Source organism: Bacteroides faecis MAJ27 (genome assembly GCF_900106755.1).
Lineage (GTDB): Bacteria > Bacteroidota > Bacteroidia > Bacteroidales > Bacteroidaceae > Bacteroides > Bacteroides faecis.
This window is the reverse complement of record NZ_FNNN01000026.1, coordinates 1-24,153: the sequence shown is the minus strand read 5'-3', so window position 1 is coordinate 24,153 and position 24,153 is coordinate 1. Positions and strand designations below refer to the sequence as shown.

At 44.5% G+C, this 24,153-nt stretch carries 24 protein-coding genes; 12 read left to right on the top strand and 12 right to left on the bottom strand.

Going from position 1 to position 24,153, the window contains the following annotated elements; translation table 11 throughout:
• Nucleotides 1–4: 4 nt before the first annotated feature.
• Nucleotides 5–1,081 (bottom strand): chorismate synthase, encoded by a 1,077-nt coding sequence (aroC, locus tag BLW31_RS18915; RefSeq protein ID WP_010539312.1) that lies wholly within the window; start codon nt 1,079–1,081, stop codon nt 5–7.
• A 158-nt stretch (nt 1,082–1,239) separates the two neighbouring features.
• Between aroC and BLW31_RS18910 the strand changes: the two genes are divergently transcribed.
• A complete protein-coding gene (locus BLW31_RS18910; RefSeq protein ID WP_022301990.1) occupies nt 1,240–1,803 on the top strand; it encodes a calycin-like domain-containing protein in 564 nt (187 codons plus the stop codon).
• 118 nt (nt 1,804–1,921) lie between these two features.
• Here the strand turns inward: BLW31_RS18910 and BLW31_RS18905 are convergent, their stop codons facing one another.
• Together BLW31_RS18905 and BLW31_RS18900 are read right to left on the bottom strand one after the other, a co-directional pair.
• Nucleotides 1,922–2,707: a porin family protein gene (locus BLW31_RS18905; protein ID WP_010539310.1), complete on the bottom strand. Its 786-nt coding sequence runs from the start codon at nt 2,705–2,707 to the stop codon at nt 1,922–1,924.
• Between the two features lie 88 nt (nt 2,708–2,795).
• Nucleotides 2,796–3,881, bottom strand: a complete 1,086-nt coding sequence (locus BLW31_RS18900) for a PCMD domain-containing protein (RefSeq protein ID WP_010539309.1) — start codon at nt 3,879–3,881, stop codon at nt 2,796–2,798.
• Nucleotides 3,882–4,014: 133 nt separating this feature from the next.
• Between BLW31_RS18900 and BLW31_RS18895 the strand changes: the two genes are divergently transcribed.
• Nucleotides 4,015–5,301, top strand: coding sequence for an L-cysteine desulfidase family protein (locus tag BLW31_RS18895; protein ID WP_010539308.1), 1,287 nt, complete (start codon nt 4,015–4,017; stop codon nt 5,299–5,301).
• A gap of 90 nt (nt 5,302–5,391) precedes the next feature.
• Here BLW31_RS18895 and BLW31_RS18890 read toward each other — a convergent pair whose 3' ends face one another.
• On the bottom strand, nt 5,392–5,967 hold the full coding sequence (locus BLW31_RS18890) for an FKBP-type peptidyl-prolyl cis-trans isomerase (protein WP_010539307.1): 576 nt from the start codon (nt 5,965–5,967) through the stop codon (nt 5,392–5,394).
• A 475-nt stretch (nt 5,968–6,442) separates the two neighbouring features.
• Between BLW31_RS18890 and ilvD the strand changes: the two genes are divergently transcribed.
• The 6 genes from ilvD to ilvC all read left to right on the top strand — a co-directional run bounded on the left by ilvD (nt 6,443) and on the right by ilvC (nt 13,040).
• The gene (gene ilvD / locus BLW31_RS18885) at nt 6,443–8,245 is read left to right on the top strand and encodes a dihydroxy-acid dehydratase (protein ID WP_010539306.1); all 1,803 of its coding nucleotides are present in this window, start codon (nt 6,443–6,445) and stop codon (nt 8,243–8,245) included.
• Nucleotides 8,246–8,291: 46 nt separating this feature from the next.
• On the top strand, nt 8,292–9,989 hold the full coding sequence (ilvB, locus tag BLW31_RS18880; RefSeq protein ID WP_010539305.1) for a biosynthetic-type acetolactate synthase large subunit: 1,698 nt from the start codon (nt 8,292–8,294) through the stop codon (nt 9,987–9,989).
• A gap of 18 nt (nt 9,990–10,007) precedes the next feature.
• Nucleotides 10,008–10,571 carry an acetolactate synthase small subunit gene (gene ilvN, locus BLW31_RS18875; RefSeq protein WP_010539304.1) on the top strand — a complete coding sequence of 188 codons (564 nt, stop codon included), beginning with the start codon at nt 10,008–10,010 and terminating at the stop codon, nt 10,569–10,571.
• Complete coding sequence (locus BLW31_RS18870; RefSeq protein WP_010539303.1) at nt 10,571–11,314, top strand: acyl-[acyl-carrier-protein] thioesterase; 744 nt, start codon at nt 10,571–10,573, stop codon at nt 11,312–11,314. Before ilvN ends, BLW31_RS18870 begins: the two co-directional genes overlap by 1 nt.
• 11 nt (nt 11,315–11,325) lie before the next feature.
• The gene (locus tag BLW31_RS18865) at nt 11,326–11,910 is read left to right on the top strand and encodes a porin family protein (RefSeq protein ID WP_010539302.1); all 585 of its coding nucleotides are present in this window, start codon (nt 11,326–11,328) and stop codon (nt 11,908–11,910) included.
• A gap of 86 nt (nt 11,911–11,996) precedes the next feature.
• Nucleotides 11,997–13,040: a ketol-acid reductoisomerase gene (gene ilvC / locus BLW31_RS18860; protein WP_010539301.1), complete on the top strand. Its 1,044-nt coding sequence runs from the start codon at nt 11,997–11,999 to the stop codon at nt 13,038–13,040.
• 1,441 nt (nt 13,041–14,481) lie between these two features.
• Here ilvC and BLW31_RS18855 read toward each other — a convergent pair.
• The 7 genes from BLW31_RS18855 to BLW31_RS18825 all read right to left on the bottom strand — a co-directional run bounded on the left by BLW31_RS18855 (nt 14,482) and on the right by BLW31_RS18825 (nt 20,507).
• Nucleotides 14,482–15,654 (bottom strand): DUF418 domain-containing protein, encoded by a 1,173-nt coding sequence (locus BLW31_RS18855; RefSeq protein ID WP_022301989.1) that lies wholly within the window; start codon nt 15,652–15,654, stop codon nt 14,482–14,484.
• Nucleotides 15,655–15,742: 88 nt separating this feature from the next.
• Nucleotides 15,743–16,615 carry a pyridoxamine kinase gene (locus tag BLW31_RS18850; RefSeq protein WP_010537029.1) on the bottom strand — a complete coding sequence of 291 codons (873 nt, stop codon included), beginning with the start codon at nt 16,613–16,615 and terminating at the stop codon, nt 15,743–15,745.
• 205 nt (nt 16,616–16,820) lie between these two features.
• Entirely contained in the window at nt 16,821–17,402 is a 582-nt protein-coding gene (locus BLW31_RS18845; protein WP_010537028.1) for a LutC/YkgG family protein, read from the bottom strand.
• Nucleotides 17,399–18,784: a lactate utilization protein B gene (locus BLW31_RS18840; protein ID WP_010537027.1), complete on the bottom strand. Its 1,386-nt coding sequence runs from the start codon at nt 18,782–18,784 to the stop codon at nt 17,399–17,401. Before BLW31_RS18840 ends, BLW31_RS18845 begins: the two co-directional genes overlap by 4 nt.
• Entirely contained in the window at nt 18,781–19,521 is a 741-nt protein-coding gene (locus BLW31_RS18835) for a (Fe-S)-binding protein (protein ID WP_010537026.1), read from the bottom strand. Before BLW31_RS18835 ends, BLW31_RS18840 begins: the two co-directional genes overlap by 4 nt.
• Nucleotides 19,522–19,577: 56 nt before the next feature.
• Nucleotides 19,578–20,123, bottom strand: coding sequence for a 7-carboxy-7-deazaguanine synthase QueE (locus BLW31_RS18830; protein WP_010537025.1), 546 nt, complete (start codon nt 20,121–20,123; stop codon nt 19,578–19,580).
• A gap of 30 nt (nt 20,124–20,153) precedes the next feature.
• Nucleotides 20,154–20,507, bottom strand: coding sequence for a 6-pyruvoyl trahydropterin synthase family protein (locus tag BLW31_RS18825; RefSeq protein ID WP_010537024.1), 354 nt, complete (start codon nt 20,505–20,507; stop codon nt 20,154–20,156).
• 128 nt (nt 20,508–20,635) lie between these two features.
• Between BLW31_RS18825 and BLW31_RS18820 the strand changes: the two genes are divergently transcribed.
• A complete protein-coding gene (locus BLW31_RS18820; protein WP_008760110.1) occupies nt 20,636–20,995 on the top strand; it encodes a YbaN family protein in 360 nt (119 codons plus the stop codon).
• Here BLW31_RS18820 and BLW31_RS18815 read toward each other — a convergent pair.
• Nucleotides 20,965–21,531, bottom strand: a complete 567-nt coding sequence (locus BLW31_RS18815) for a 5'-methylthioadenosine/S-adenosylhomocysteine nucleosidase family protein (protein WP_022301987.1) — start codon at nt 21,529–21,531, stop codon at nt 20,965–20,967. The genes BLW31_RS18820 and BLW31_RS18815 overlap by 31 nt on opposite strands.
• Nucleotides 21,532–21,681: 150 nt before the next feature.
• On the opposite strand from BLW31_RS18815, the gene BLW31_RS18810 reads away from it, so the two are divergent.
• The 3 genes from BLW31_RS18810 to BLW31_RS18800 all read left to right on the top strand — a co-directional run.
• Nucleotides 21,682–22,920, top strand: coding sequence for an acyltransferase (locus BLW31_RS18810; RefSeq protein WP_010537022.1), 1,239 nt, complete (start codon nt 21,682–21,684; stop codon nt 22,918–22,920).
• Between the two features lie 22 nt (nt 22,921–22,942).
• Nucleotides 22,943–24,010, top strand: a complete 1,068-nt coding sequence (locus tag BLW31_RS18805; RefSeq protein ID WP_055271821.1) for a disaccharide 3-dehydrogenase — start codon at nt 22,943–22,945, stop codon at nt 24,008–24,010.
• A gap of 57 nt (nt 24,011–24,067) precedes the next feature.
• The coding region (locus tag BLW31_RS18800) for a twin-arginine translocation signal domain-containing protein (RefSeq protein WP_143040764.1) at nt 24,068–24,153 on the top strand (86 nt) is incomplete at its 3' end.

The following is a 24,153-nucleotide window of genomic DNA, read 5'->3' as shown; positions in this document are numbered from 1 at the left end:
AGATTTAAAGCTGCGTTGTTTTATCCAACAGATAATAATCAAGTATGGTCATGGCAGCCATTGCTTCTACGATAGGCACGGCACGTGGCAGTACACAGGCGTCATGACGTCCGCGGGCTTTCAGCGTGGTATCTACACCGTCAATATTCACCGTTTCCTGTTCCATCAATAAGGTAGCTATCGGTTTGAATACCACACGGAAGTAAATATCCTGTCCGTTACTGATTCCCCCCTGAATACCTCCGGAGTGGTTGGTATGCGTTTCTATTCGTCCGTTATTATTGTAGAAAACGTCGTTCTGTTCGGAACCTTTCATCTTCAATCCCTTGAATCCTTCTCCATATTCGAAGGCTTTGGCGGCATTGATACTTAACATGGCATTGCCCAGAGCTGCGTGAAGCTTGCCGAATACAGGTTGACCCAGTCCGATAGGGCATCCTTTGATGACACAAGTCAGCGTACCTCCGATAGTGTCGCCTTCGCCTTTTACCTTGTATATAAGGTCTGCCATTTCTTTCGCCTTTTCAGGGTCCGGACAGCGTACGTCGTTTGTTTCTATCAAGTCGAGATCATAATCGGAATAAGTGCCTTCCAATTTGATGGCACCTACTTGCGATGTGTAGGCTGTGATGCTGATTCCTAACTGGCGAAGGGCTAATTTAGCCAATGCACCGGCTACTACGCGTGAGATCGTTTCACGGGCGGATGAACGTCCGCCACCGCGATGGTCACGGATACCATACTTTACTTTATAGGTATAATCCGCGTGTGAAGGGCGATATACCTCTTTCAGGTTATTGTAGTCATTGGAATGCTGATTCTCATTCCATACGATAAATCCGATAGGGCATCCGGTTGATTTACCTTCGAAGATGCCTGAAAGAAACTCCACTTTATCCGCTTCTTTGCGTGCTGTGGTGAGGATGGATTGTCCCGGGCGGCGTCGATTTAGTTCTTGTTGTACAAATTCTTCGTCAATCGTTATTCCGGAAGGAAATCCGTCAATTACTCCCCCAACTCCTTTTCCATGAGACTCGCCAAAGCTGGTGAGTCGAAAGATGTTGCCAAATGAATTAAACATAGTTGTGGCTTTTTTAAAATTACTCTATGCAAATATAACAAAGTTTTCGATAAGAAGGTTGTGAATTCAAAATATCTTCGGAAAAGGAAGCAAATTGAACCTTTTTTCCTCTTTTTAGTTTATAAATGACGATTATTTACTAACTAAACCGGAAATTTATGAAAAAGAATCTATTGTATTTGTGGGCATTGGTATGCTCTGTCTCTCTTTTGGCGGCTTGTAGCAGCGATGATGATAATACGGTCAATGATGAAACGACTCCTCCGGAAGAAGAGGCGGTAATAACTGCTCCCGATGTGGTAGGGACATATTGGGGTAATCTTGATATTTCAATGATACCGGATGGCTCTGGCCAGGAAATAGTGATTGCTGACGGACTTCCCAAATTCATCACTTTCTCGCAGGTCAGCAATACGGAAGTGAAGATGGAACTGAAGGATTTTGAACTGTTTATAAACGGAAACATCTTGAAGTTCGGTGATATCGTAATAGATAAGTGTACGGTGAAAAAGGCAACTGACGTTTCAACGTTTACAGGACAGCAGGACTTGATTTTTCAGGGAGATGCTGCTAGTTTGGGGACCTGCGCTACTACGATAGAAGGGACGGTTCAAAATGGAGATGCTTCGATGAATATTCAGGTAAAAGTGCCTGCGTTACAGCAAACCGTGAAAGTTACTTTCTTCGGTGTGAAGCAGGTAGAAGAATCCGGTAAGGACTGATCCGGCAGGGGTTCAAATAAGATTGTAGGTATGAATTACGCGGATTTCACAGTTTTAAGAATTGAGTAACTAAAAAACGTGTTAATCCGCGTAATTCCGTGCCTGGCTTTTTTATTATTTAGAAAGCATATCCGAAGCCGATATTTAAATAGATCGGATACATGGCAAAGGTTATTGTCTGGAAATCATTCTTGAAGATATCATTCAATCCCCATGTGAGGTCTGCATATATATTCAGATGTTTAAATGCTCTCCATCCGACTCCTACTTGCATTCCCCACTGAAAATGTCTCAGGTCGTCCGAGAAGTCATAAGTTGCGATTTTACCATCCGTAAATTCTACTTTGGGGCCTACCGGGTCACCTTCACGCAAATATCCTTCATATACGTGTCCCGAAAACTCTCTTGAAAGCAGATACGAAAAATAAGGTCCGGCTTTAATATTCCAACGGTTGCTCAACTTGTAAGTAGCCATTAGAGGAATTGTCAGTCCGGAAGTGTGGACTTTGGTTTTTACTCCTCCTGTCCAGACACCGCTGATTCTTTCTCCTCCTTGTCCCAGAATTTCCATATTATAGTTTTTTACGGTGGCTTCTGTTGTCATGGCTTTATTTTCCAACCGTAATCCGACAATTACTCCCAGTTTGTTTTGAACGGCAAACCACTTGGTCACTTCTCCTCCAATGCTGATAGCCAGCGTCGGGTTATAGCCGTCAACCGAACGGATTTCCACAGGTAGGGGGAGCGGAGCCGTGCCGCCAATGCTGAACCCTGCTTTGATTTCATACTCCAGCCCATGAAGAGCGGAGCGGATAAGCGTTTCATTTCTGTCAACCTGCGAATAGCCGGGAAGGGCTATGCTTATGCAGGCAAGTAAACTGAATATGTAGGAATGGACTTTCATCTTTATTATTATCAAATTATTCATTATTTCATTATGTAGATAGTCACTCTGTCTCCTCTTCTAATATGAGAGAATGGATAGAATGAAATCAGTTTTCTGAGCGATAGATGAGTTCGACCTCATCGATCAACAGCGTACTTCCGATAGCTCCATTAAAATGATCGCCTTCCAGACTGGATGTGAATACGATAGCTACATTATATTTTCCTTCCAGCAGCTTTTCTTTATCAATGTATTTTCCGGTTAGCATATTAAAAGGAAGTTTAAAGTAGGTCCATTCATCTGTCTCTTTAGCGTCATCAATGCGTGCCATTGAAATCAAGTTAGGGCTGGTGAAGGCATTTGTTCCGTCGAGGGTCGGTACAGATTCACTGGTCTCGTACATGATGGCGTATATATCGCATATGTCACGTTTGCCACTGACAGGTTTTCCTCCTTCTGTGAACTGATCTCCGGCTTTGTATTTATAATAACCGGCCAGATAAGTAGGAACATGCCGGAAAGGAAGCCCGAATTTAGTCGCTTTCAGTGGGTTACTCATGGCATTTCCTACATCGAAGGAACCGATGAACAAATTTCCGGCAGCGATAGGCATTCCCATTATGCTACCAAAGAATCCGGTGCTGCGAGTTACTAAGGACAGGCATTTTCCACTTTTTCCATTGGCAATTTGGAAGGTTGGATAGTCGTCGGCTGTTTTAGGAACTCCGGTCATCGCATAGCCGGCGCTCCCGCTTGCCCATTCCATCACTACTCTTTCTCCTTCCCGTTCTACAAAAATATAATATTTCTGCCCGCCGAGCGTATCTTCAAAATTATAAATGGTAGCAAGCTCTGTATCAATGACGGCCACAGTGTACTTCTTCTTCCAAAAGCCGTCAGCAGCCGTAACAGTATATGGCTGGGGCGAATGAAAATCTCTTGTACTTCCACTGGGAGGATCGATGGTAGCTCCCGGAGTTAACGTAAATTCCGGTGCAAGGGATGAAATGTCTGTTCCCGGTGCTACGAATATGTTAATGGAGTTATTAGTGATGATCGGGCTTGTTGTCATGACTGCTTCCGGCAATCTGCAGCTCAATATATCTGCCTCTGCATTGGGAGCTTCTTCGCGGATGCAAGAAGAAGAGAAAATGGCTAGCAGTAAATAAACAATAACGTGTTTTGCTTTCATTTTTCTATTATTCTAACTGTTAAAGTTCGGTTCTTGGGGGATTTTATAACAATATGCAATTTTATTTGTTCACTAATGGATGTTTGATAAAAAAGAATTTTCTACTTTTGTGGAAACTAAAGCCTTATAGGTTATGATTGAATCGGAAAGAAAGCAAATAATAGACTTGATCAGAAAAGAAGTGATTCCGGCGATAGGATGTACGGAGCCCATTGCGGTAGCACTTTGTGTGGCTAAAGCTGCCGAAACTCTCAATATGAAACCGGAGAAAATAGAAGTATTATTGAGTGCGAATATACTGAAGAATGCGATGGGAGTCGGTATTCCGGGAACGGATATGGTCGGGCTTCCCATAGCTGTTGCCTTAGGAGCGTTGATCGGCAAATCAGAATATCAGTTGGAAGTGCTGAGAGACTGCAGACCAGAGGCGGTGGAAGAAGGTAAACAGTTTATCGCAGAGAAACGAATCTGTATTTCTCTAAAAGAAGATATTGCAGAGAAACTATATATCGAAGTAATCTGTAAAGCCGGTAGTCGGAAAGCAACGGCAGTGATTGCCGGCGGACATACTACTTTTGTTTATATTGCTACGGATGAGAAAGTGTTGCTTGACAAGCAGCAGACCGTCAATGAGGAAGAGGAAGAAGCTCAGCTGGAACTAAACTTACGTAAAGTCTATGATTTTGCCCTGACCTCCCCTTTGGATGAAATCCGTTTTATCCTAGATACAGCACGTTTGAACAAAGCTGCTGCTGAACAGGCTTTTAAAGGTAACTACGGTCATTCTTTGGGTAAGATGCTCCGGGGAACTTACGAACATAAAGTCATGGGAGATAGTGTGTTTTCTCATATACTATCTTATACTTCAGCTGCTTGCGACGCCCGGATGGCCGGTGCAATGATTCCTGTAATGAGTAACTCCGGTAGTGGTAATCAGGGAATATCCGCTACACTTCCCGTTGTGGTATTTGCCGAAGAAAATGGTAAAACCGAAGAAGAACTGATCCGTGCCTTAATGTTGAGTCATCTTACAGTCATCTATATCAAACAGAGTTTGGGGCGCCTTTCTGCCTTATGTGGCTGCGTAGTAGCTGCTACAGGATCTAGTTGTGGAATCACTTGGCTGATGGGAGGAAATTACAATCAAGTTGCCTTTGCCGTTCAAAACATGATTGCCAATTTGACGGGAATGATTTGTGATGGTGCCAAACCGAGTTGCGCACTAAAAGTGACAACAGGAGTTTCGACAGCCGTATTGTCTGCTATGATGGCGATGGAGGATCGTTGCGTAACTTCTGTAGAGGGCATTATTGATGAGGATGTGGATCAAAGTATCCGTAATTTGACCCGAATAGGTTCGCAGGCCATGAATGAAACGGATAAGATGGTGCTTGATATTATGACGCATAAAGGATGCTAAAAATGAAGAACTAAAAATGAAGAATGAAGAATTAGCTGCGCAATAACTGCATAGCAATTCTTCATTCTTCATTTTTAGTTCTTCATTTTATCAATGGCAGTGTCCGCCTTCGCAACCGCAGTCATCGCCACAGTCGCTTCCACAGCTGTCGCATCCGCAACCACAGCCTTCGCCACTCATCATTTTCACCAGTTCCTGGATTTCTTCGTTAGTAGCAGGGCGGCTTTCAATGACTTCACCTTCAAAGAACAGGTCGGCACCTGCCAACGGGTGGTTGAGGTCAACGATTACTACATCCTGTTGGATTTCTACTACGCTGGCGTTTACACGCTGGCCATCTCCGGTCATTAAAGGTACAATGCTGCCTTCTTGTACGCGTTCGCTATCGAACTTGCCATCTATTTCGAAGATATGTTTAGGAAGATCGAATACATGTTGCTCATCGTATGCTCCGTACGCTTTATCTGCAGGAATGGTAAAATCGAATTTATCACCCTTAGAAAGAGTTGTTATCTGGTTCTCGAAGCTTTCGAGCGTTGTGCCTAATCCTGAAATGAACTGAAAAGGATGTTCTGCATTTGTTTCTTCGAACAATTCTTTTTCACCATCTTCCACTGTATATAGCTTATATGCAACGGTGATGTACTTGTTTTCTACTGTTTCCATCTGATATTTATAGTTTCTAATTAATAAATCCCTTTATTTAGGGTGGACAAAGATACGAATAATTTGCTTGCTACCGGATGCATACTGAGTAAATTTCAGATTATTAAGCGCTTTTGTAAGAAATGGACAGTCCTTCTCTACTAACTGATAGTTGCAAATTCAACCTTTAAGTGATAAAATTTAGGTTTATTACCGCTCTTTTCTTACGATTATTCGCTTTTTAGTGATTTTTTTCTTCGATTTGTTTGGAGATAATAAAAAAGCCCTTACCTTTGCAGCACGAAAACAAAGAAAAGAAGATATGAATATATTACATACATCTATTAACCTAGCAGTTCTGCATATTATTCGCGTCGTGGTGGTGCCATCAAGAGCGTGAGAAAGGTTTTGTGTATGTATTCGTACCATAAAAGATAGAATTTAGAGCCTTTCTCACTGATGTGAGGGAGGCTCTTTAATTAAAAGATAGATTGAAATGAAAAAGCAATTACGCAGTTCGTTTAGTACACAAGGCCGTCGCATGGCGGGAGCCCGCGCATTATGGGCAGCCAACGGCATGAAGAAGAATCAGATGGGAAAACCCATTATCGCTATCGTCAATTCATTTACACAGTTCGTTCCGGGACACGTGCATCTGCATGAGATCGGGCAGTTGGTAAAGGCTGAAATTGAGAAGCTGGGATGCTTCGCTGCGGAATTTAATACGATTGCTATCGATGACGGTATCGCTATGGGTCACGATGGAATGCTTTACTCGCTTCCTTCCCGTGATATCATAGCAGATAGCGTGGAATATATGGTCAATGCGCACAAGGCGGATGCAATGGTATGTATCAGCAACTGCGACAAGATTACTCCGGGAATGTTGATGGCTGCCATGCGTCTGAATATCCCTACCGTATTCGTATCCGGCGGACCGATGGAAGCCGGCGAATGGAATGGCCAGCATCTGGATTTGATTGATGCTATGATTAAATCGGCAGATGACAGCGTAAGTGATCAGGAAGTGGCTAATATCGAACAGAATGCTTGTCCTACTTGCGGATGCTGCTCAGGAATGTTTACGGCGAACTCAATGAACTGCCTGAATGAAGCCATCGGTTTGGCTCTTCCGGGGAATGGAACTATTGTAGCTACGCACGAAAATCGTACAAAGCTATTTGAAGATGCTGCCAAATTGATTGTAGAGAATGCAATGAAATATTATGAAGAAGGAGACGAAAGCGTACTTCCCCGCAGCATTGCTACCCGTCAGGCATTCCTCAATGCAATGACATTGGATATTGCGATGGGAGGTTCTACGAATACAGTTCTTCACTTGTTGGCTGTAGCACATGAGGCAGGAGTTGATTTCAAGATGGATGACATTGATATGCTGTCACGTAAGGCACCCTGTCTGTGTAAAGTCGCTCCGAATACACAAAAATATCACATTCAAGATGTTAACCGTGCAGGTGGTATTATTGCCATTTTAGCAGAATTGGCAAAAGGCGGTCTGATTGATACCTCTGTTCTCCGTGTGGATGGCATGTCGTTGGCGGAAGCAATCGATCAATATTCAATCACGAGCCCCCATGTTACAGAAAAAGCAATAAAGAAATATTCAAGTGCGGCAGGAAACAGATTCAATCTCGTACTTGGTTCTCAGGGTGCATATTATAAGGAACTGGATACAGATCGTGCGAGCGGCTGCATCCGTGATTTGGAACATGCTTATAGCAAAGACGGAGGTCTGGCGGTATTGAAAGGAAATATTGCTCAGGACGGTTGTGTGGTAAAAACGGCGGGGGTAGACGAAAGTATCTGGAAATTTACCGGACCGGCCAAAGTATTCGACTCACAAGAAGCAGCTTGTGAAGGCATTCTTGGAGGCCGAGTCGTCAGCGGCGACGTTGTCGTCATCACGCACGAAGGTCCGAAGGGTGGTCCCGGTATGCAGGAAATGCTTTACCCGACTTCTTATATCAAATCCCGTCACCTTGGCAAAGAATGTGCCTTGATTACCGACGGACGTTTCAGTGGTGGAACTTCCGGATTGAGTATCGGACATGTTTCTCCTGAAGCCGCTGCCGGAGGTAACATAGGAAAGATAGTAGATGGAGATATTATTGAAATCGACATTCCCGCCCGAACGATTAACGTGCGACTAACAGATGAAGAACTGGCTGCCCGCCCGATGACTCCCGTTACTCGTGACCGTTACGTGCCGAAGAGTCTGAAAGCATACGCCAGCATGGTAAGCTCTGCCGATAAGGGAGCAGTGAGATTAATTGATTGATCCACTTCATTATCTATTATGAATTTCCATTATCCATTAAGAAACTATGAGTAAGGACTTAATAACAGGCGCAGAGGCAATGATGCGTTCTCTGGAACATCAGGGAGTGACTACCATTTTCGGTTATCCCGGTGGTTCCATAATGCCTACATTCGATGCCCTGTACGACCATCAAAATACATTGAATCATATCTTGGTTCGCCATGAACAGGGAGCTGCCCATGCGGCACAAGGCTATGCCCGTGTATCGGGTAAAGTAGGTGTTTGTCTGGTAACCAGTGGTCCCGGAGCAACAAATACCATCACCGGTATTGCAGATGCGATGATAGACAGCACTCCTATCGTTGTCATTGCAGGGCAGGTGGGGACAGGTTTTCTCGGAACGGACGCTTTTCAGGAAGTCGATTTGGTAGGTATCACCCAGCCAATCGCTAAATGGAGCTATCAGATTCGTCGTGCGGAAGACGTGGCTTGGGCGATAGCACGTGCTTTTTATATTGCCAGCAGCGGACGTCCCGGTCCGGTGGTACTCGACTTTGCTAAAAATGCACAGGTTGAAAAAACGAAATATGAACCGACAAAGCAGGAGTTTATCCGCAGTTATGTTCCGGTTCCCGACACAGACGAAGAATCGGTAAAGGCTGCTGCCGAACTGATTAATAATGCCGAACGTCCGCTTGTGTTAGTAGGACAGGGAGTAGAACTGGGAAATGCTCAGGAAGAACTGCGTACCTTTATCGAAAAGGCAGATATGCCGGCAGGTTGTACCTTGCTCGGACTGTCCGCATTGCCTACTGATCACCCTTTGAATAAAGGAATGTTGGGCATGCATGGAAATTTAGGCCCCAATATCAATACCAACAAATGTGATGTACTGATTGCTGTCGGCATGCGTTTTGATGATCGTGTGACAGGTAATCTGGCTACTTATGCCAAACAAGCGAAAGTGATTCATTTTGATATTGATCCGGCAGAAGTTAACAAGAATGTAAAGGTAGATATTGCCGTTCTGGGTGACTGCAAAAAGACATTGTCCGCTGTGACCGAACTGTTGAAAAAGAATCAGCATACCGAATGGGTAGATAGTTTCAAGGAATATGAGGCAGTAGAGGAAGAAAAAGTCATTCGTCCCGAACTTCATCCCGCAACGGATTCTCTGAGTATGGGAGAAGTAGTACGCGCAGTAAGCGAAGCGACCCGGCACGAAGCTATATTGGTGACAGATGTAGGTCAGAATCAGATGATTTCTGCCCGTTATTTTAAATATACCAAAGAACGTAGTATCGTTACTTCGGGCGGACTCGGCACAATGGGGTTTGGTCTTCCGGCAGCTATCGGAGCTACTTTCGGACGTCCGGATCGCACAGTATGTGTATTTATGGGCGACGGCGGACTGCAAATGAATATTCAGGAGCTGGGGACAATCATGGAACAGAAGGCTCCGGTGAAGATTATCTGCTTGAATAACAATTATCTCGGCAATGTGCGCCAATGGCAGGCAATGTTCTTTAATCGCCGTTATTCGTTTACTCCGATGCTGAATCCGGATTATATGAAAATCGCTTCTGCCTACGATATTCCTTCCAAGCGTGTATTTTCGCGGGAAGAACTGAAAGTGGCTATCGACGAAATGCTGTCGACAGACGGACCGTTCCTGCTCGAAGCTTGTGTGGTAGAAGAAGGTAATGTCCTGCCGATGACCCCTCCGGGTGGTTCGGTAAATCAGATGTTGCTGGAATGTTAATTCTTAGTTTAAAAAGTTATGAGTGATAAGACATTATATACAATTATAGTTCATTCCGAAAATATAGCCGGATTGCTGAATCAGGTAACTGCTGTATTTACACGCCGCCAAATAAACATCGAGAGTTTGAACGTGTCTGCTTCTTCTATCAAAGGTGTACATAAATATACGATTACCGCATGGACCGATAGGGACACTATCGAGAAGGTGGTGAAGCAGATTGAAAAGAAGATTGACGTTATTCAGGCACACTATTTTACGGAAGACGAGATTTATTTTCACGAGATTGCCTTATATAAGGTATCTACTCCCGCTTTTCAGGAAACTCCGGAAGCATCTAAGGTGATCCGCAGATATAATGCCCGTATTGTAGAAGTGAATCCGGTATTCTCTATCGTTGAGAAAAACGGTATGAGTGAAGAGATCACTTCACTTTACGAAGAACTTCGGGCTTTGAAATGTGTTCTGCAATTTGTTCGTTCGGGGCGTGTAGCCATTACTACCAGTTGTTTCGAGCGGGTAAATGAGTTTCTGGATGGACAGGAAGCGAAGTATAAGCAAAGTAAACAACAACAAGAGTGATGAGTGAAGAAAATAAAATAGGGACCTATCAGTTTGTGGCAGAGCCGTTTCATGTGGACTTTAACGGACGCCTGACAATGGGAGTGCTGGGAAACCATCTGCTGAATTGTGCAGGTTTTCATGCCAGCGACCGTGGATTTGGTATTGCTACGCTGAACGAGGACAATTACACATGGGTACTTTCCCGTCTGGCTGTCGAATTGGATGAGATGCCTTATCAATACGAGAAGTTCTCGGTTCAGACATGGGTGGAGAATGTCTATCGTCTGTTTACCGACCGTAACTTTGCCATCATTGACAAGGATGGCAAAAAGATAGGCTATGCACGTTCCGTATGGGCGATGATCAATTTGAATACCCGTAAGCCTGCCGATCTGTTGGCACTGCATGGAGGGAGCATCGTCGATTATGTGTGCGATGAGCCTTGTCCGATTGAAAAGCCTTCGCGTATCAAGGTGACCAGTGATCAGCCTGTTGCAACGCTGACGGCCAAATACAGTGATATAGATATTAACGGGCATGTAAACAGTATCCGTTATATCGAGCATATACTAGACTTGTTTCCGATAGAATTGTATCAGACAAAACGCATCCGCCGGTTTGAAATGGCGTATGTGGCTGAAAGTTATTTCGGAGATGAGCTTTCTTTCTTCTGCGATGAGGCGAATGAAAACGAGTTTCATGTAGAAGTGAAGAAAAACGGGAGCGAAGTCGTTTGCCGTTCCAAAGTGATGTTTGAATAGCAAACAGAGAGATGAAGAAATGGTATGCCATATTGCTTCTTTTGTCCGCACTCAAAGTGAGTGCTCAGGAGATCAGTTTTATACCAGAAGTAGGTTTAGGATTATCCAATATAACCAATAGCGACAATAATAGTAAGGTGCGTCCCGGATTTAATATAGGTATGGGGATGGAAGTTATCTGGAATGAAAGAGTCGGTATGGGCATAGGAGTTAATTATCTGGTGCTGGGCAATAGGTTTACAACTGATTACATCTCTTATACGACCAAGTTGGATTACGTCAGTATACCGGTTTACGCAAAAGGATATGTGTACAAAGGGTTGTTTGTATTTGCAGGTCCCCAGTTCGGTTTTAATGTAGTCCGGGATGATGGAAGAGATTATGATGAATTGTCAGATCTGGACAAAATGCGTAAATTTGACTTTTCTATAGGAGTCGGTATCGGTTATCAGTGGGACTTTGGTCTTCAGCTTTCGGCAAGTCACAATTTGGGGCTGATTGATGTCTGGAAGAAGTATCCCGATGAATGGTCCTCTTCCGGCAAGAAGTATAACAGCATTTTTCAATTTAATGTAGGTTGGAGAATCGGATTTTAAAAAGATTATAATAATTAATAACTTGCCTCTTCTTTATTTTTTCGTAATGGAGAAAGAAGAAAGGCTTAAAACAAAAAAACAAAAAAATGGCACAGTTGAATTTTGGCGGTACTACAGAAACCGTAGTAATCCGTGATGAATTTCCATTGGAAAAGGCTCGTGAAGTATTAAAAAATGAAACAATCGCTGTAATCGGTTACGGTGTACAAGGTCCTGGACAAGCATTGAATCTGCGTGATAACGGTTTTAATGTAATCGTTGGTCAGCGTCCGGGTAAAACATACGATAAAGCAGTAGCTGACGGATGGGTTCCGGGTGAAACTTTATTCGGCATTGAAGAGGCTTGTGAGAAAGGTACAGTCGTTATGTGTTTGTTGTCTGATGCGGCAGTAATGTCTGTATGGCCAACTATCAAACCTTACCTGACTGCCGGAAAAGCTCTTTATTTCTCTCATGGCTTCGCTATCACATGGAGTGATCGCACAGGTGTAGTTCCTCCAAAAGATATCGACGTGATTATGGTGGCTCCTAAAGGTTCGGGTACTTCTTTGCGTACCATGTTCCTCGAAGGTCGCGGTTTGAACTCTTCTTACGCTATCTATCAGGATGCAACAGGCAATGCAATGGACAGAACAATTGCACTGGGTATCGGTATCGGTTCAGGTTATTTGTTTGAAACAACTTTCAGCCGTGAAGCTACTTCCGACCTGACAGGAGAACGTGGTTCACTGATGGGTGCAATCCAAGGTTTGTTGTTGGCACAGTACGAAGTTTTGCGTGAAAACGGACACAGCCCTTCTGAAGCATTCAACGAAACGGTAGAAGAACTGACTCAGTCACTGATGCCGTTGTTCGCAAAGAATGGTATGGACTGGATGTACGCTAACTGCTCTACTACAGCTCAACGTGGTGCTCTCGACTGGATGGGCCCGTTCCATGACGCTATCAAACCGGTAGTTGAAAAATTGTATCACAGTGTAAAGACTGGTAACGAAGCGCAGATTTCAATCGACTCCAACTCTAAACCGGATTATCGTGAGAAACTGGAAGAAGAACTGAAAGCATTGCGCGAAAGCGAAATGTGGCAGACTGCTGTAACAGTTCGCAAACTTCGTCCGGAAAATAACTAATCAGACTTATTATATAAGCTTTTCAAAAGGCGGGAAAATCGTATTTTCCTGCCTTTTCTATGTAAATATCACTTTTTAAAACGATAGAAAAGGGGTAAAAGAAGAAAAAAGATTAAAAGACACTGATAATGTAGGTAAAAAAGAGCATTTATTATTACCTTTACGCCAACAAATAAAACAGAAAAGGCAATGAAGACACTTTTTACTTTCAGAAGATTGATATGTATGCAGAAAATTTCTTCTTTAATAAGTAGTATATCAGAATGTTACATCAAAAGATATTTAAGTTATTCTCTACCGAATAGTAGAAATAATACCATTTCAAGTCCTTTTAATATTTCGTGCTCCATTAGTAATTCGTTGGTATGATGCAGAGGTTTCATTCTGTAGCAGGAATGAACATGCGTTAAAACGTGTTTAAAAAGTTTTTGGAGCAGAATTTAGTGGGAAAATAACATTGTTTGTTTTGTTTGTAAATAGGGGTCCTCTTTCGTGAGAAAGGGGGCTTCTTTTTTTATCGAAACAATTCAGGAAAAGACCGCTTCCTGATCGTAGGGGGAGGTGGTAGGTGAGTATATTAGTCCTTCGTATCCTTTTGTTACAAATTAGAAGTTAAAAACATCTATTGTAGGAGACATATACATTCGAGAATTAAGTAGATTCTATTGTCATCTGTCAGCTTTTAGTATTTAAACATCTACAAAACAGTCGTTTATATCATGACAATAAGACCTGATAATAAGGCTGACAATAGAAAACAGGCGTTTTATTGTCAGCCTTTTTTTTCAATTCTGATAGGAGGCATCAATGATTTCTCTTATTCTTGCGAATCTTGAAGGGGATAAATGACTGGGCGGATGTTTTTGCTTGCTCATCTGTAGAAAGCTGCTGTTTCGTGTTTATAGAATTGTCGTTTCCTTGCTTGGAACTGTTGTTTCTTCTATTGGAAATGGTTGTGCCAAAGGCTTGGCACAGTTGTGCCATCGTGTTGGCACGGTTGTGTCACTACGTTGGCACAACTGTTTTACCGGTATGGCACAACTGCTTTGATGGGTTGTCATGAGCAAAGTGAGCGCTCAAAAAATACAAGGAGAAGGAGAGGATATTTAAATTGCAGGATTTATCTTTGGGTAATGGGCTGACAATAAAACGCCTGTTTTTCTACTGTCAGCCTTATTATCAGGTCTTATTGTCATGATATAAACGGCTGTTTCGTAGATGTTTAAATACTAAAAGCTGACAGATGACAATAGAATGCCCGAAAAACTCTTATGTAGAAGCAACTCGGACCCGTTGATTTCTCTATATGAAATAGGGGATCAATCCGAAATCCCGGTTGTTTTCAGTTTGTTTCTTTCTGTATGGTTTTGAATGATGAATGAAGAACTGGCTGCGCTATCACGCTGCAAAGTAATTCTTCGTTCATCATTCTTCATGTCCACTAAATCCAAGTCCCCTTACGCCACAGAAACTCAAGCGGTCCCTGCTTATGACGGGCAAGCCACCAGCGGCTGAATATCAGCTGTACGGTGAAGATAAGTAATGCGATCAGCAAGCTTCCTGTTGCACCTGCATATTTGTACATGGCCAGTCCGAATCCATAATAGATAGTTACCCCCATGATGGACTGCGAGATATAGTTCGTCAGACTCATACGGCCATAAGGAATCAGCAGACTTTGCCAGCTATATCCCGTATCTTTTTTAAACCAAAGCAAGGTAAAGACGGAAACAAGAACAATCATGAAAGCAAAGTTGGCATAAGACGGGACAGCTATCTTATACGGAACCAAGATGGACGGATTCGTGATCAGTTCAGGAACAAACACCCTCAGACAATGGAGAGGAATAAAAGCGATTGCAGCACCTGTCAGCATCCTCTTCCAAAAGCGCAGGGACTCTTCGCTTTTCATAAAGTACTTCCGGCGTCCCAGAAGCATTCCGAACATGAATAAAGCTGCCGTCTGGAACAGGCGACCGTTCTCTACCTGCCAGATATTGCTATATAATTGTCCGTCAGTGATATTGGAACGGAGTACTTCAAAGAAACTGCCGGTAGCCGTCACTTCCTCCGCAAGCTTGGCAAAAGGAATATAATGACCTGTCACCGGTACATACTCCGGATTGATCATTGCATAGATGGCACGCCCCCACTCGTAGGGTTGCAGAAGCAAGATAACGGCAATCCAGAAAACGGCTTTATCTTTGAGTTTACAAACCGGAATCAAGGCAAAGCCGACTACTGCATAGAGCAGCAGAATATCCCCGTTATAGAACAAGGCATGCAGCTGCGCAAACAGGAAAAGCAAGCACATCCGCCACGCAAAGCGCCCGCGAAAGTCAGTTCCCCGCTTCTCCGCATTATGAAACTGAATATAAAAACTAAAGCCGAACAATAAAGAGAACGTAGCGTACGCCTTCCCTGCAAACAGGAAAAACATGGTGTCCCACGCATACTTATCTACCGTCTGCAACCATGCAGGCAAGGTACATTCCAACGGTAAAAACAGATTATAATGTTCCAGATTATGCAACAATACAATAGCCAGCAAGGCAAATCCGCGCAGAGCATCTACAACTCCGAGCCGTTCAGTCGTTTTAAGTGTTTGAGTCATCAGATATAGTTATTCAAGATCAATTTATAATGACGCAAAAATAGCAGAAATATCTGAAGTACAAAAGTTTATAAATATTAAAAGCTTTTTATATCAACTCATAGCTAGCCATCTGTATCGGCATGTCCAGATTGTGAAGAACCTTCTCCAGCAGAATGCCTTCCCGGTTGTCATACTCATAGCCGAAGGTTGCCCGGATACCTTGCAAAATAAATTGCGTAGCACGGTCCAACGCCATCGGAAGGCTGTCTCCCTGCATCAAAGAACCGGTGATCACACTCGTAAAAGTATCCCCCGTACCCGGATAGTGTGCAGGCAGATAAGGACAAGTCACCTTCCAGTAGCGGTTACCCTGACGATTGTAGGCATATACGGAAGTCTTATGGGGCTCATCGTGCACCGGAACACTGGTGATAATAACCACCTGCGGACCTTTGTCAGACAAGAGACGGAGATATTCTTTCAGTTCCTCGTCGGTATTGTCCGCTTTATACGGTTTGTCCAGCAAATAAAACAACTCAGTCAGATTCGGAGTAATCACATCCGCCTTGGTTATCAGATGACGCATTTCCTTCACCATATCCATATCAAAGTTGGTATAAAGCCGTCCATTGTCTCCCAGCACCGGATCGGCTACTATCAGACTATCCGGCTGACGGAAATCCTTGATAAAATCGGAAACAATCTGAATCTGTCGCGGAGAGCCCAGATAACCGGTATAAATAGCATCAAACTGTACCTCCAGTTTCTTCCATTCGGCAATGATTTTCGGCATTTCATCCGTCAGGTCCAGAAAGGAGAAGCCGGGATACTGGGTGTGATTGGACAACACTGCCGTAGGAAGCGGACAGACCTGAAAGCCCATCGAGGACAATATAGGAATAACGACTGTCAGAGAAACGCGTCCCATCCCCGAAAGATCGTGAACGGCAGCTATCTTCTTTACTTTATTTGCATACATATCAATTTATTATTAGACGATTTTTGATTCTTGTCTGTCAACGGGATCTCAAACAGAGACTCTATATAATGAAAACGAAGGCTCTGTTTCTGAGCAACGGAGCCTTCGTTCGATATAAACAGAAGCTCTGTTTTTTCTTTGTCCTAACAAAACTAAGCTTCTATTGTTTTAAATCCAAATTTATTTTAGAATAATAAAGCCGGAATTATGTCAATATGACTAAAACCTCCCGTGCTCCATGCGCTCCCATGACCAATGCCTGTTCGATATCCGCCGTCTTTGAGGGACCGGAAATAAAAGTACCGAACTGATATTCCTGTCCGTCCAGTTGGCAATAAGCGTCATACATGGTATCCACAATCTTGTTCCGGTCGATCAGAATCACCAGACTCTCCGAGATAAAATAAATCGCTTTATACTTCACCTGTTGCGGTATCCAGATCGCACCGTTCTCGGCTACCCCGATCTCTCCCCGAACGACGGCAACTTCCGTTCCGTCCAGTTCTTTCGGGTCGTCCACCATATCCGGATTGAAAGTTGCACAAGATATATCCGGCAGTACGGAAGCAATGCGCATCGCATCCGGATACGTCCGGCGAATGACAGCATTCACATCTTCCCCTTTGTCCAATACCACTGCCGTACCACCGACAGCACGGCTGATAGCGCAGAACTGCTCCACTTTGTCGGGATACGTCAACCGTTTCATATCTGCTATATCCGGCTTTTCATAATGCGACTGCGTATGCTTACGGATGCTCGCCAGTATTTCTTCTCTGCTGCTCATTTTGATTCCTCCTTTCCCTGTACCTTGTTTTTCTTCCACATTTCATTGAATGACTCTCCGGCAAATTCCGGCAGTTCGCGCCCTTTGCCCCAATCGTCCAAGTCATTGTATTTCATAAAGCGCGGCAGACCATTCACTATCGGAGCCGCCCACAAAGCCGCATTGAACAGTGCGGGACGTTCCATCAGGAATTTCATTCCACCGGACATTATCTTCTTTCCGGTATTCGCCTTTCCCAATGCGTCGAGATCCTGACGCCACCTGTAAATCTGTTCCGCCAAGTCCACTTTTACCGGGCAGACATCGGAACAAGACATGCACAGCGAACAGGCGGAAAGATTATCATAATACTTCTCCGGATCGTGGGCCATCCCCAGATTGATACCGATAGGACCGGGTATAAAGTAAGTATAAGAGTATCCCCCACTCCGTCGATAGACCGGACAGGTATTCATGCAGGCACCGCAACGGATACAGTTCAGTGTCTTGATATGACCGGGCTTGGAGAGCAGTGTACTCCGACCGTTATCTACGATAATAATATGATATTCACCGCCTTCGCGGGGACGACGGTAATGAGAAGTATAAGTAGTCACCGGCTGTCCGGTTGCCGAACGTGCCAGCAGACGGGTGAACACTCCCAGCGCCTCCAAGTCCGGCACGATCTTCTCCATACCGAAAGCGGCGATATTCAGTTTGGGATAAGAAGTACCCATATCGGCATTTCCTTCATTGGTGCAGACGACGATGTCTCCGGTAGAGGCTACGGCAAAGTTGGCGCCCGTCATGGCAGCTTCCGCATTCAGGAAGAGGTGACGCAGGTTCTTGCGTGCGGCATGTGTAAGGTAGGTCGGGTCGAAGTTTCCTTTTTCCGTACCCATCTCCTTTTCAAACAATTCGCCTACCTGTTCCCGCTTGATGTGGATCGCAGGCAGAACGATATGGCTCGGTTCGAGATGCATCAGTTGCAGGATACGCTCGCCTAAGTCGGACTCTACCACATCAATTCCACGTTCCATCAGGAAAGGGTTCAGACCACATTCTTCGGCAAGCATCGATTTGCTTTTGATGAAGTGGTGCACGTTATGCTCATTCAGAATCTCGTACACAATGGCACAATATTCATCTGCATCTTTTGCCCAATGTACAATCGCCCCGTTGGCAGTAGCGTTCTTCTCAAACTCCAGCAGGAGTTCTTCGAGGTGGCTGCTGGAATACAGTTTCAGTTCACAAGCCTTGTTGCGCAGTTCCTCCCATTCGGGAACTTCCTTGCTCATCTTGTCCCTTTTGGCACGGACCATCCAAAGGGTTTCGTTATGCCATGCTGCCATCTTGCTGTCCTGCAAGAACTTTTCGGCAGCCTTCGAATGTTTGGTACTCATGATTGCGACGCTAAGATTTCTACAATATGGATAATTTGAATCGGCAGATGTTCCCGTTTGATGACACCTTGCATATGCATCAGGCAGGAACTGTCCGCTCCGACAATGTATTCGGCTCCGGTAGCCATGTGGTCTTTCACCTTATCACGCCCCATGCAGACGGATACCGCCTGTTCTTCTACGGCAAACATTCCGCCGAAGCCGCAACATTCGTCTATATGGCTGGGCTCGAACACTTCGATGCCTTCCACCATATTGAGCAGATCACGCAGTTTGTTGTAATAAGGGATGTTCAATTCGCTGGGAGCGGAGATGAAGAGTTCGCGCACACCGTGGCAGCTGTTGTGAATGCTGACTTTGTGCGGGAAGCGTGCCGGTATCTTCGCCGGTTTGAGCACATCATGGATAAACTCGCAGAGATCATAAATCTTCCCTGCACTCTGGCACACATGTCCTTCGGTCCCCAAAATCCGGGGATGGTTTTCTTTCACAAATGCCACGCAACTGGCAGAAGGGCCGACAATGTAATCGTACTTCTGGAACAGATCTTCAAAACGGAATGCCAACTTCATCGACTCGTCTTCAAAACCGGCGTTTGCCATCGGTTGTCCGCAACAGGTCTGATCCAACGGATAATCGACATCTACTCCTAAACTTTTCAATAGTTTATACGATGCTACCCCCACATTGGGGTAAATAGCATTGATATAACAAGGAATAAATAAACCTACTTTCATAATTATATTACGTAAAATTTAGATGCATCCTCTGCTACTCCATCCGTTCTGTCTGTTTAGCGGATGTCGATTAGTTTGTGTGTTTGCAGGCTTAGTCTCCATTTGGGGTGTCGCATTACACAATCCACTGTCAAAGCAGTGTTATAACAAGAACAAGGCTGGAGGAAAAAATGTTCAGCGGAAAGTCGTTCATAAATGCTTATATCTTGTCCTTCGTAGACCACTTTCACCTCATCCATCCGGGTAATGGCCAACCGGGCGCCTTGCTTTGGCGAACAAGTCACCCAGTCGATAGATGCCGGCAGAGGGCGTGTCCCGTTGGTTTCGATACAAACATACTTGCCTGCTTCGTGCAGACGGTCGACCAGCGCGTCGTCTATCCAGAGCGACGGTTCTCCGCCGGTGAGGATAACGGTTGCAGCCGGATATTTGCTGACTTCGGCTATGATTTCGTCGTCCGTCATCAAAGTGCCCTCTTCGTGCTGCGTGTCGCAGAAACTGCATTTCAAGTTACAGCCGGAGAAGCGGACAAAAACAGCCGGTGTTCCGGTATGATAGCCTTCCCCCTGCAAACTATAAAAGATTTCGTTAATCTTTCTCATCTTTCAAAAAAAGTTTTGTTTGGTGCGCGTTTACTCTTTCTCGTCTTCGGTACGGTCTTTCTCGTAGATAACGATATTTCCTTCGGACTCCTGCACTTCTACTTTATAGCATTGCGGAATCTGTTTGCAAACCCAGCGGGCAATGTTCTCCGCTGTCGGATTGAATGGAAGTACTTCATTCAGGTTCTGATGGTCCAGTTTCTCCGTGACCACTTCTTTGATGCGGGTGAAATCCACCACCATTCCTTCGGAGTTGAGCCGTGAAGAACGGCAATAGACAGTGATAATCCAGTTGTGACCGTGTAGACTGGCGCATTTACTGCGATACGGGAGTACCAGTTTGTGAGAAGCTGATATCTCCATGCGTTTGATTACTGTAAACATGGCTGTATATATTTTATATGGTTACATGCATCTAATGTCACCTCGATGCAAGGACAAAGGTAATATAAAAAGAGCTTTCATCCCGCAAACCCGATTATTTTTTCCTGTTTTTACACTATCTTTGCCGAATGAAAACTCTGTATATTGTTTTAGGAAGCATATCTCTCGGACTCGGCATTCTCGGCATCTTCCTGCCGTTACTGCCTACTACTCCTTTTCTATTACTTACCGCCGCACTTTATTTCAAAGGGTCGCCCCGATTATACAATTGGTTGCTGAATCACCGGCACTTCGGTCCGTACATCCGCAACTTCCGTGAAAATAAGGCCATACCGCTCCGAGCCAAGATCATCTCCCTTGTGCTGATGTGGGGAACGATGCTCTATTGCATCTTTTTCCTGATTCCGCTTCTATGGGTGAAAATCCTTCTGGGACTAATAGCGGCAGGCGTCACCTATCATATTCTCTCTTTCAAGACATTGAAATAATCCGAAAGTCCCTGACGGGCGTCAACCAGTTTGTCTTCCCAATGTTTCACGGAGTTTTGCCCGATAATGTCAGTCACGTACTTCACGGAGATAAAAGGGATTTCCTTGGAACGGCAGACGAAGGCCTGCGCATACGCTTCCATATCCACAACGTCTCCGCTGACATGAGTCAGTTCCGTCAGGAAACCATCTCCCGTATTGCAGATCCCTTCTTCTGTCCAATGTTTGCAGAACCCCTTTGTTTCGAGCAAAGCGGAAGAGTCTATTTCACATTCCATACCGAACCCGGCAAGCTTCTGCATGTCGCGGTCTATAAATTTACGGCAGACAAAGATATCTCCTACCTGATGGCTGACCGTTCCCGCGCTTCCGATATTCAAGACAAGATCGGGTTGCACCTGGCGAATCGCCTCTGCCAGATGAAAGGCAGATTTCACTTTTCCGATGCCCGTACGGATATAATAAGGCTCCACATCCGGCCACTTAATTTCTACGAACTCGCCTTGAACGGCATACGTTACTAATATTTTCAGCATAAGTTTTCTGTATATAATGACATTAATTAAGTGCAAAATTAAGCATTTACGCTTAATTTGGTTCAGGATTGCTCTAAAATGGTCATTTTTTAATCATAGATGTTTCTCCCGTTCGTTAACTTTGCCTACATAACTTAAAAACAAAACACCATGACAAAAAACTCTATTACAGACAACCGGATGGTTTGGCTGGACGTGATTCGTTGCGTTGCCATGCTAATGGTAATCGGCGTACATTGTATTGATCCTTTTTACATTTCCCCCACGATGCGGGTTATTCCTGAGTACACACATTGGGCAGCGATCTACGGTTCACTTCTGCGTCCATCGGTTCCCCTGTTCGTGATGATGACCGGACTCCTTCTGCTTCCCGTCAGACAAGAACAGCCTTTGGGCACTTTTTACAAGAAACGTATTTTCCGCGTACTTTTTCCGTTCCTCATCTGGTCGGTGCTTTACAGTATGTTCCCCTGGTTTACGGGACTTTTAGGTCTGCCCAAAGAAATCATAGGCGACTTCTTCTGCTACACTCAGGGACATGAGTCGCAAAGTCTCATGGATTCGCTGAAAGATGTGGCCATGATTCCGTTCAATTTCAGCCACAAGGAAAATCACATGTGGTATATCTATCTGCTCATCGGATTATACCTCTATATGCCTTTCTTCTCTGCATGGGTAGAGCGGGCAAGCAACAAAACCAAGCAAGTATTCCTGTTTATCTGGATCGTCTCTCTCTTTATTCCTTATATACGCGAATATGTAGCCAACTGGCTCTTCGACCGCAGCGGTTATGTTTTCGGTACCGATACATGGAACGAATTCAGCATGCTTTACTACTTCGCCGGATTCAACGGTTATCTGCTGCTGGGACATTACGTGAAAGAAAACAAGGACGGAAATATACTAAAAATCTTCTGGCCTTTTAGTGGTAACGGAGAATCCGATCGTCATAATAGCAATTGGAGTGTGTGGAAGACATTCCTTATTTGTGCCGTAATGTTTGCCGTCGGTTATTACGTGACGTACACAGGATTCAGTACGACTGCTGCCAATCCGAATGCTACGGAGACTGAAATGGAACTTTATTTCACGTTCTGTAGCCCGAATGTGCTGTTGATGACGTTAGCAGCATTCCTGTTGATGAAGAAAGTGGTAGTCAATACGCCTGTCGTAGTCAAAGCATTAGCCAATATGACAAAGTGCGGTTTCGGAATTTACATGGTACACTACTTTGTGGTAGGTCCGTTCTTCCTGCTGATAGGTCCTTCGGAAATTCCTATTCCATTGCAGGTTCCCTTGATGGCTGTTTGCATTTTCCTTTGCAGTTGGGCATTCACGGCAGCAGTATATAAAGTGATTCCGAAGAAGGCTAAGTATTTTATGGGATAAAAAAATTAAAAGAATAGGTATTATGAAGATTAAAGTTGGTCTCATCGGTTTTGGCAGAATGGGGCGATTTTATTTAAAAGAAATGCAGAAAAGCGGGCGATGGGAGGTCGCATACATTTGCGACATCAATCCCGATTGCCGGGAACTGGCGAAGAAATTATCTCCCGAATCGAAGATACTGGAAAACGAACAGGAAATGTTCGATGATGAAAGTGTGCAGGTAGTAGGACTATTTGCTCTGGCAGACTCACGGAAAGACCGGATTGAAAAGGCCATCAAATACGGCAAGCATATCATCTCCGAAAAACCCGTTTCAGACACTATCGACAAAGAATGGGAAGTAGTGGACATCACTGAAAAAGCCGCTTGTTTCTCTACCGTCAACCTGTATCTCCGTAATGCCTGGTACCATCAGGCCATCAAGCAATTTATAGACCGGGGAGAGATCGGTGAACTGGCCATCCTGCGCATCTGCCACATGACTCCGGGACTCGCACCGGGGGAAGGACACGAATATGAAGGACCCGCCTTCCACGACTGCGGAATGCACTATGTAGACATCGCACGCTGGTATGCCGGATGCGAATACAAGACGTGGCATTCACAGGGAGTCAACATGTGGAGTTATAAGGACCCCTGGTGGGTGCAATGCCACGGAACATTCCAGAACGGCGTTGTCTTCGATATCACCCAGGGATTTGTCTACGGACAATTATCCAAGGACCAGACCCACAATTCATACGTGGACATCATCGGTACCAAAGGAATCGCCCGCATGACGCACGACTTTAAAACCGCCGTTGTCGACCTTCGCGGAGTCACACGGACAGAGCGGATAGAGAAACCCTTCGGAGGGAAAAACATCGATGTACTGTGCGACCTGTTTGCCGACTCCATAGAAACCGGAACCAGAAACCCCAAACTCCCGCTCATACGAGACTCCGCCATCGCGTCCGAATACGCATGGACCTTTTTGCACGACGCCTATACGCACGATTTACCCGCGATAGGAGAACTGGAGACACTGGAGCAAATATGGGAAAGAAGAAGAAATATGAAAAACGGATACGGATTACTCCAAAAGCCATAATAAGTTTTTAATGATATAACAGGCTGAAATTAATTACTAACTCTTAAAAATAAAACCATGTCAGACTTTTCAAGAAGAAAATTCCTTAAAACGGGAGCCGCCGCTTTAGCAGGCATCACCATTGCTCCCAGCTCTATCTTAGG

What these genes read in the sequence shown, in the direction of transcription:
- aroC (WP_010539312.1), bottom strand. Translation starts at nt 1,081, where the DNA reads ATGTTTAATTCATTTGGCAACATCTTTCGACTCACCAGCTTTGGCGAG.
- BLW31_RS18910 (WP_022301990.1), top strand. Translation starts at nt 1,240, where the DNA reads ATGAAAAAGAATCTATTGTATTTGTGGGCATTGGTATGCTCTGTCTCT.
- BLW31_RS18905 (WP_010539310.1), bottom strand. Translation starts at nt 2,707, where the DNA reads ATGAAAGTCCATTCCTACATATTCAGTTTACTTGCCTGCATAAGCATA.
- BLW31_RS18900 (WP_010539309.1), bottom strand. Translation starts at nt 3,881, where the DNA reads ATGAAAGCAAAACACGTTATTGTTTATTTACTGCTAGCCATTTTCTCT.
- BLW31_RS18895 (WP_010539308.1), top strand. Translation starts at nt 4,015, where the DNA reads ATGATTGAATCGGAAAGAAAGCAAATAATAGACTTGATCAGAAAAGAA.
- BLW31_RS18890 (WP_010539307.1), bottom strand. Translation starts at nt 5,967, where the DNA reads ATGGAAACAGTAGAAAACAAGTACATCACCGTTGCATATAAGCTATAT.
- ilvD (WP_010539306.1), top strand. Translation starts at nt 6,443, where the DNA reads ATGAAAAAGCAATTACGCAGTTCGTTTAGTACACAAGGCCGTCGCATG.
- ilvB (WP_010539305.1), top strand. Translation starts at nt 8,292, where the DNA reads ATGAGTAAGGACTTAATAACAGGCGCAGAGGCAATGATGCGTTCTCTG.
- ilvN (WP_010539304.1), top strand. Translation starts at nt 10,008, where the DNA reads ATGAGTGATAAGACATTATATACAATTATAGTTCATTCCGAAAATATA.
- BLW31_RS18870 (WP_010539303.1), top strand. Translation starts at nt 10,571, where the DNA reads ATGAGTGAAGAAAATAAAATAGGGACCTATCAGTTTGTGGCAGAGCCG.
- BLW31_RS18865 (WP_010539302.1), top strand. Translation starts at nt 11,326, where the DNA reads ATGAAGAAATGGTATGCCATATTGCTTCTTTTGTCCGCACTCAAAGTG.
- ilvC (WP_010539301.1), top strand. Translation starts at nt 11,997, where the DNA reads ATGGCACAGTTGAATTTTGGCGGTACTACAGAAACCGTAGTAATCCGT.
- BLW31_RS18855 (WP_022301989.1), bottom strand. Translation starts at nt 15,654, where the DNA reads ATGACTCAAACACTTAAAACGACTGAACGGCTCGGAGTTGTAGATGCT.
- BLW31_RS18850 (WP_010537029.1), bottom strand. Translation starts at nt 16,615, where the DNA reads ATGTATGCAAATAAAGTAAAGAAGATAGCTGCCGTTCACGATCTTTCG.
- BLW31_RS18845 (WP_010537028.1), bottom strand. Translation starts at nt 17,402, where the DNA reads ATGAGCAGCAGAGAAGAAATACTGGCGAGCATCCGTAAGCATACGCAG.
- BLW31_RS18840 (WP_010537027.1), bottom strand. Translation starts at nt 18,784, where the DNA reads ATGAGTACCAAACATTCGAAGGCTGCCGAAAAGTTCTTGCAGGACAGC.
- BLW31_RS18835 (WP_010537026.1), bottom strand. Translation starts at nt 19,521, where the DNA reads ATGAAAGTAGGTTTATTTATTCCTTGTTATATCAATGCTATTTACCCC.
- BLW31_RS18830 (WP_010537025.1), bottom strand. Translation starts at nt 20,123, where the DNA reads ATGAGAAAGATTAACGAAATCTTTTATAGTTTGCAGGGGGAAGGCTAT.
- BLW31_RS18825 (WP_010537024.1), bottom strand. Translation starts at nt 20,507, where the DNA reads ATGTTTACAGTAATCAAACGCATGGAGATATCAGCTTCTCACAAACTG.
- BLW31_RS18820 (WP_008760110.1), top strand. Translation starts at nt 20,636, where the DNA reads ATGAAAACTCTGTATATTGTTTTAGGAAGCATATCTCTCGGACTCGGC.
- BLW31_RS18815 (WP_022301987.1), bottom strand. Translation starts at nt 21,531, where the DNA reads ATGCTGAAAATATTAGTAACGTATGCCGTTCAAGGCGAGTTCGTAGAA.
- BLW31_RS18810 (WP_010537022.1), top strand. Translation starts at nt 21,682, where the DNA reads ATGACAAAAAACTCTATTACAGACAACCGGATGGTTTGGCTGGACGTG.
- BLW31_RS18805 (WP_055271821.1), top strand. Translation starts at nt 22,943, where the DNA reads ATGAAGATTAAAGTTGGTCTCATCGGTTTTGGCAGAATGGGGCGATTT.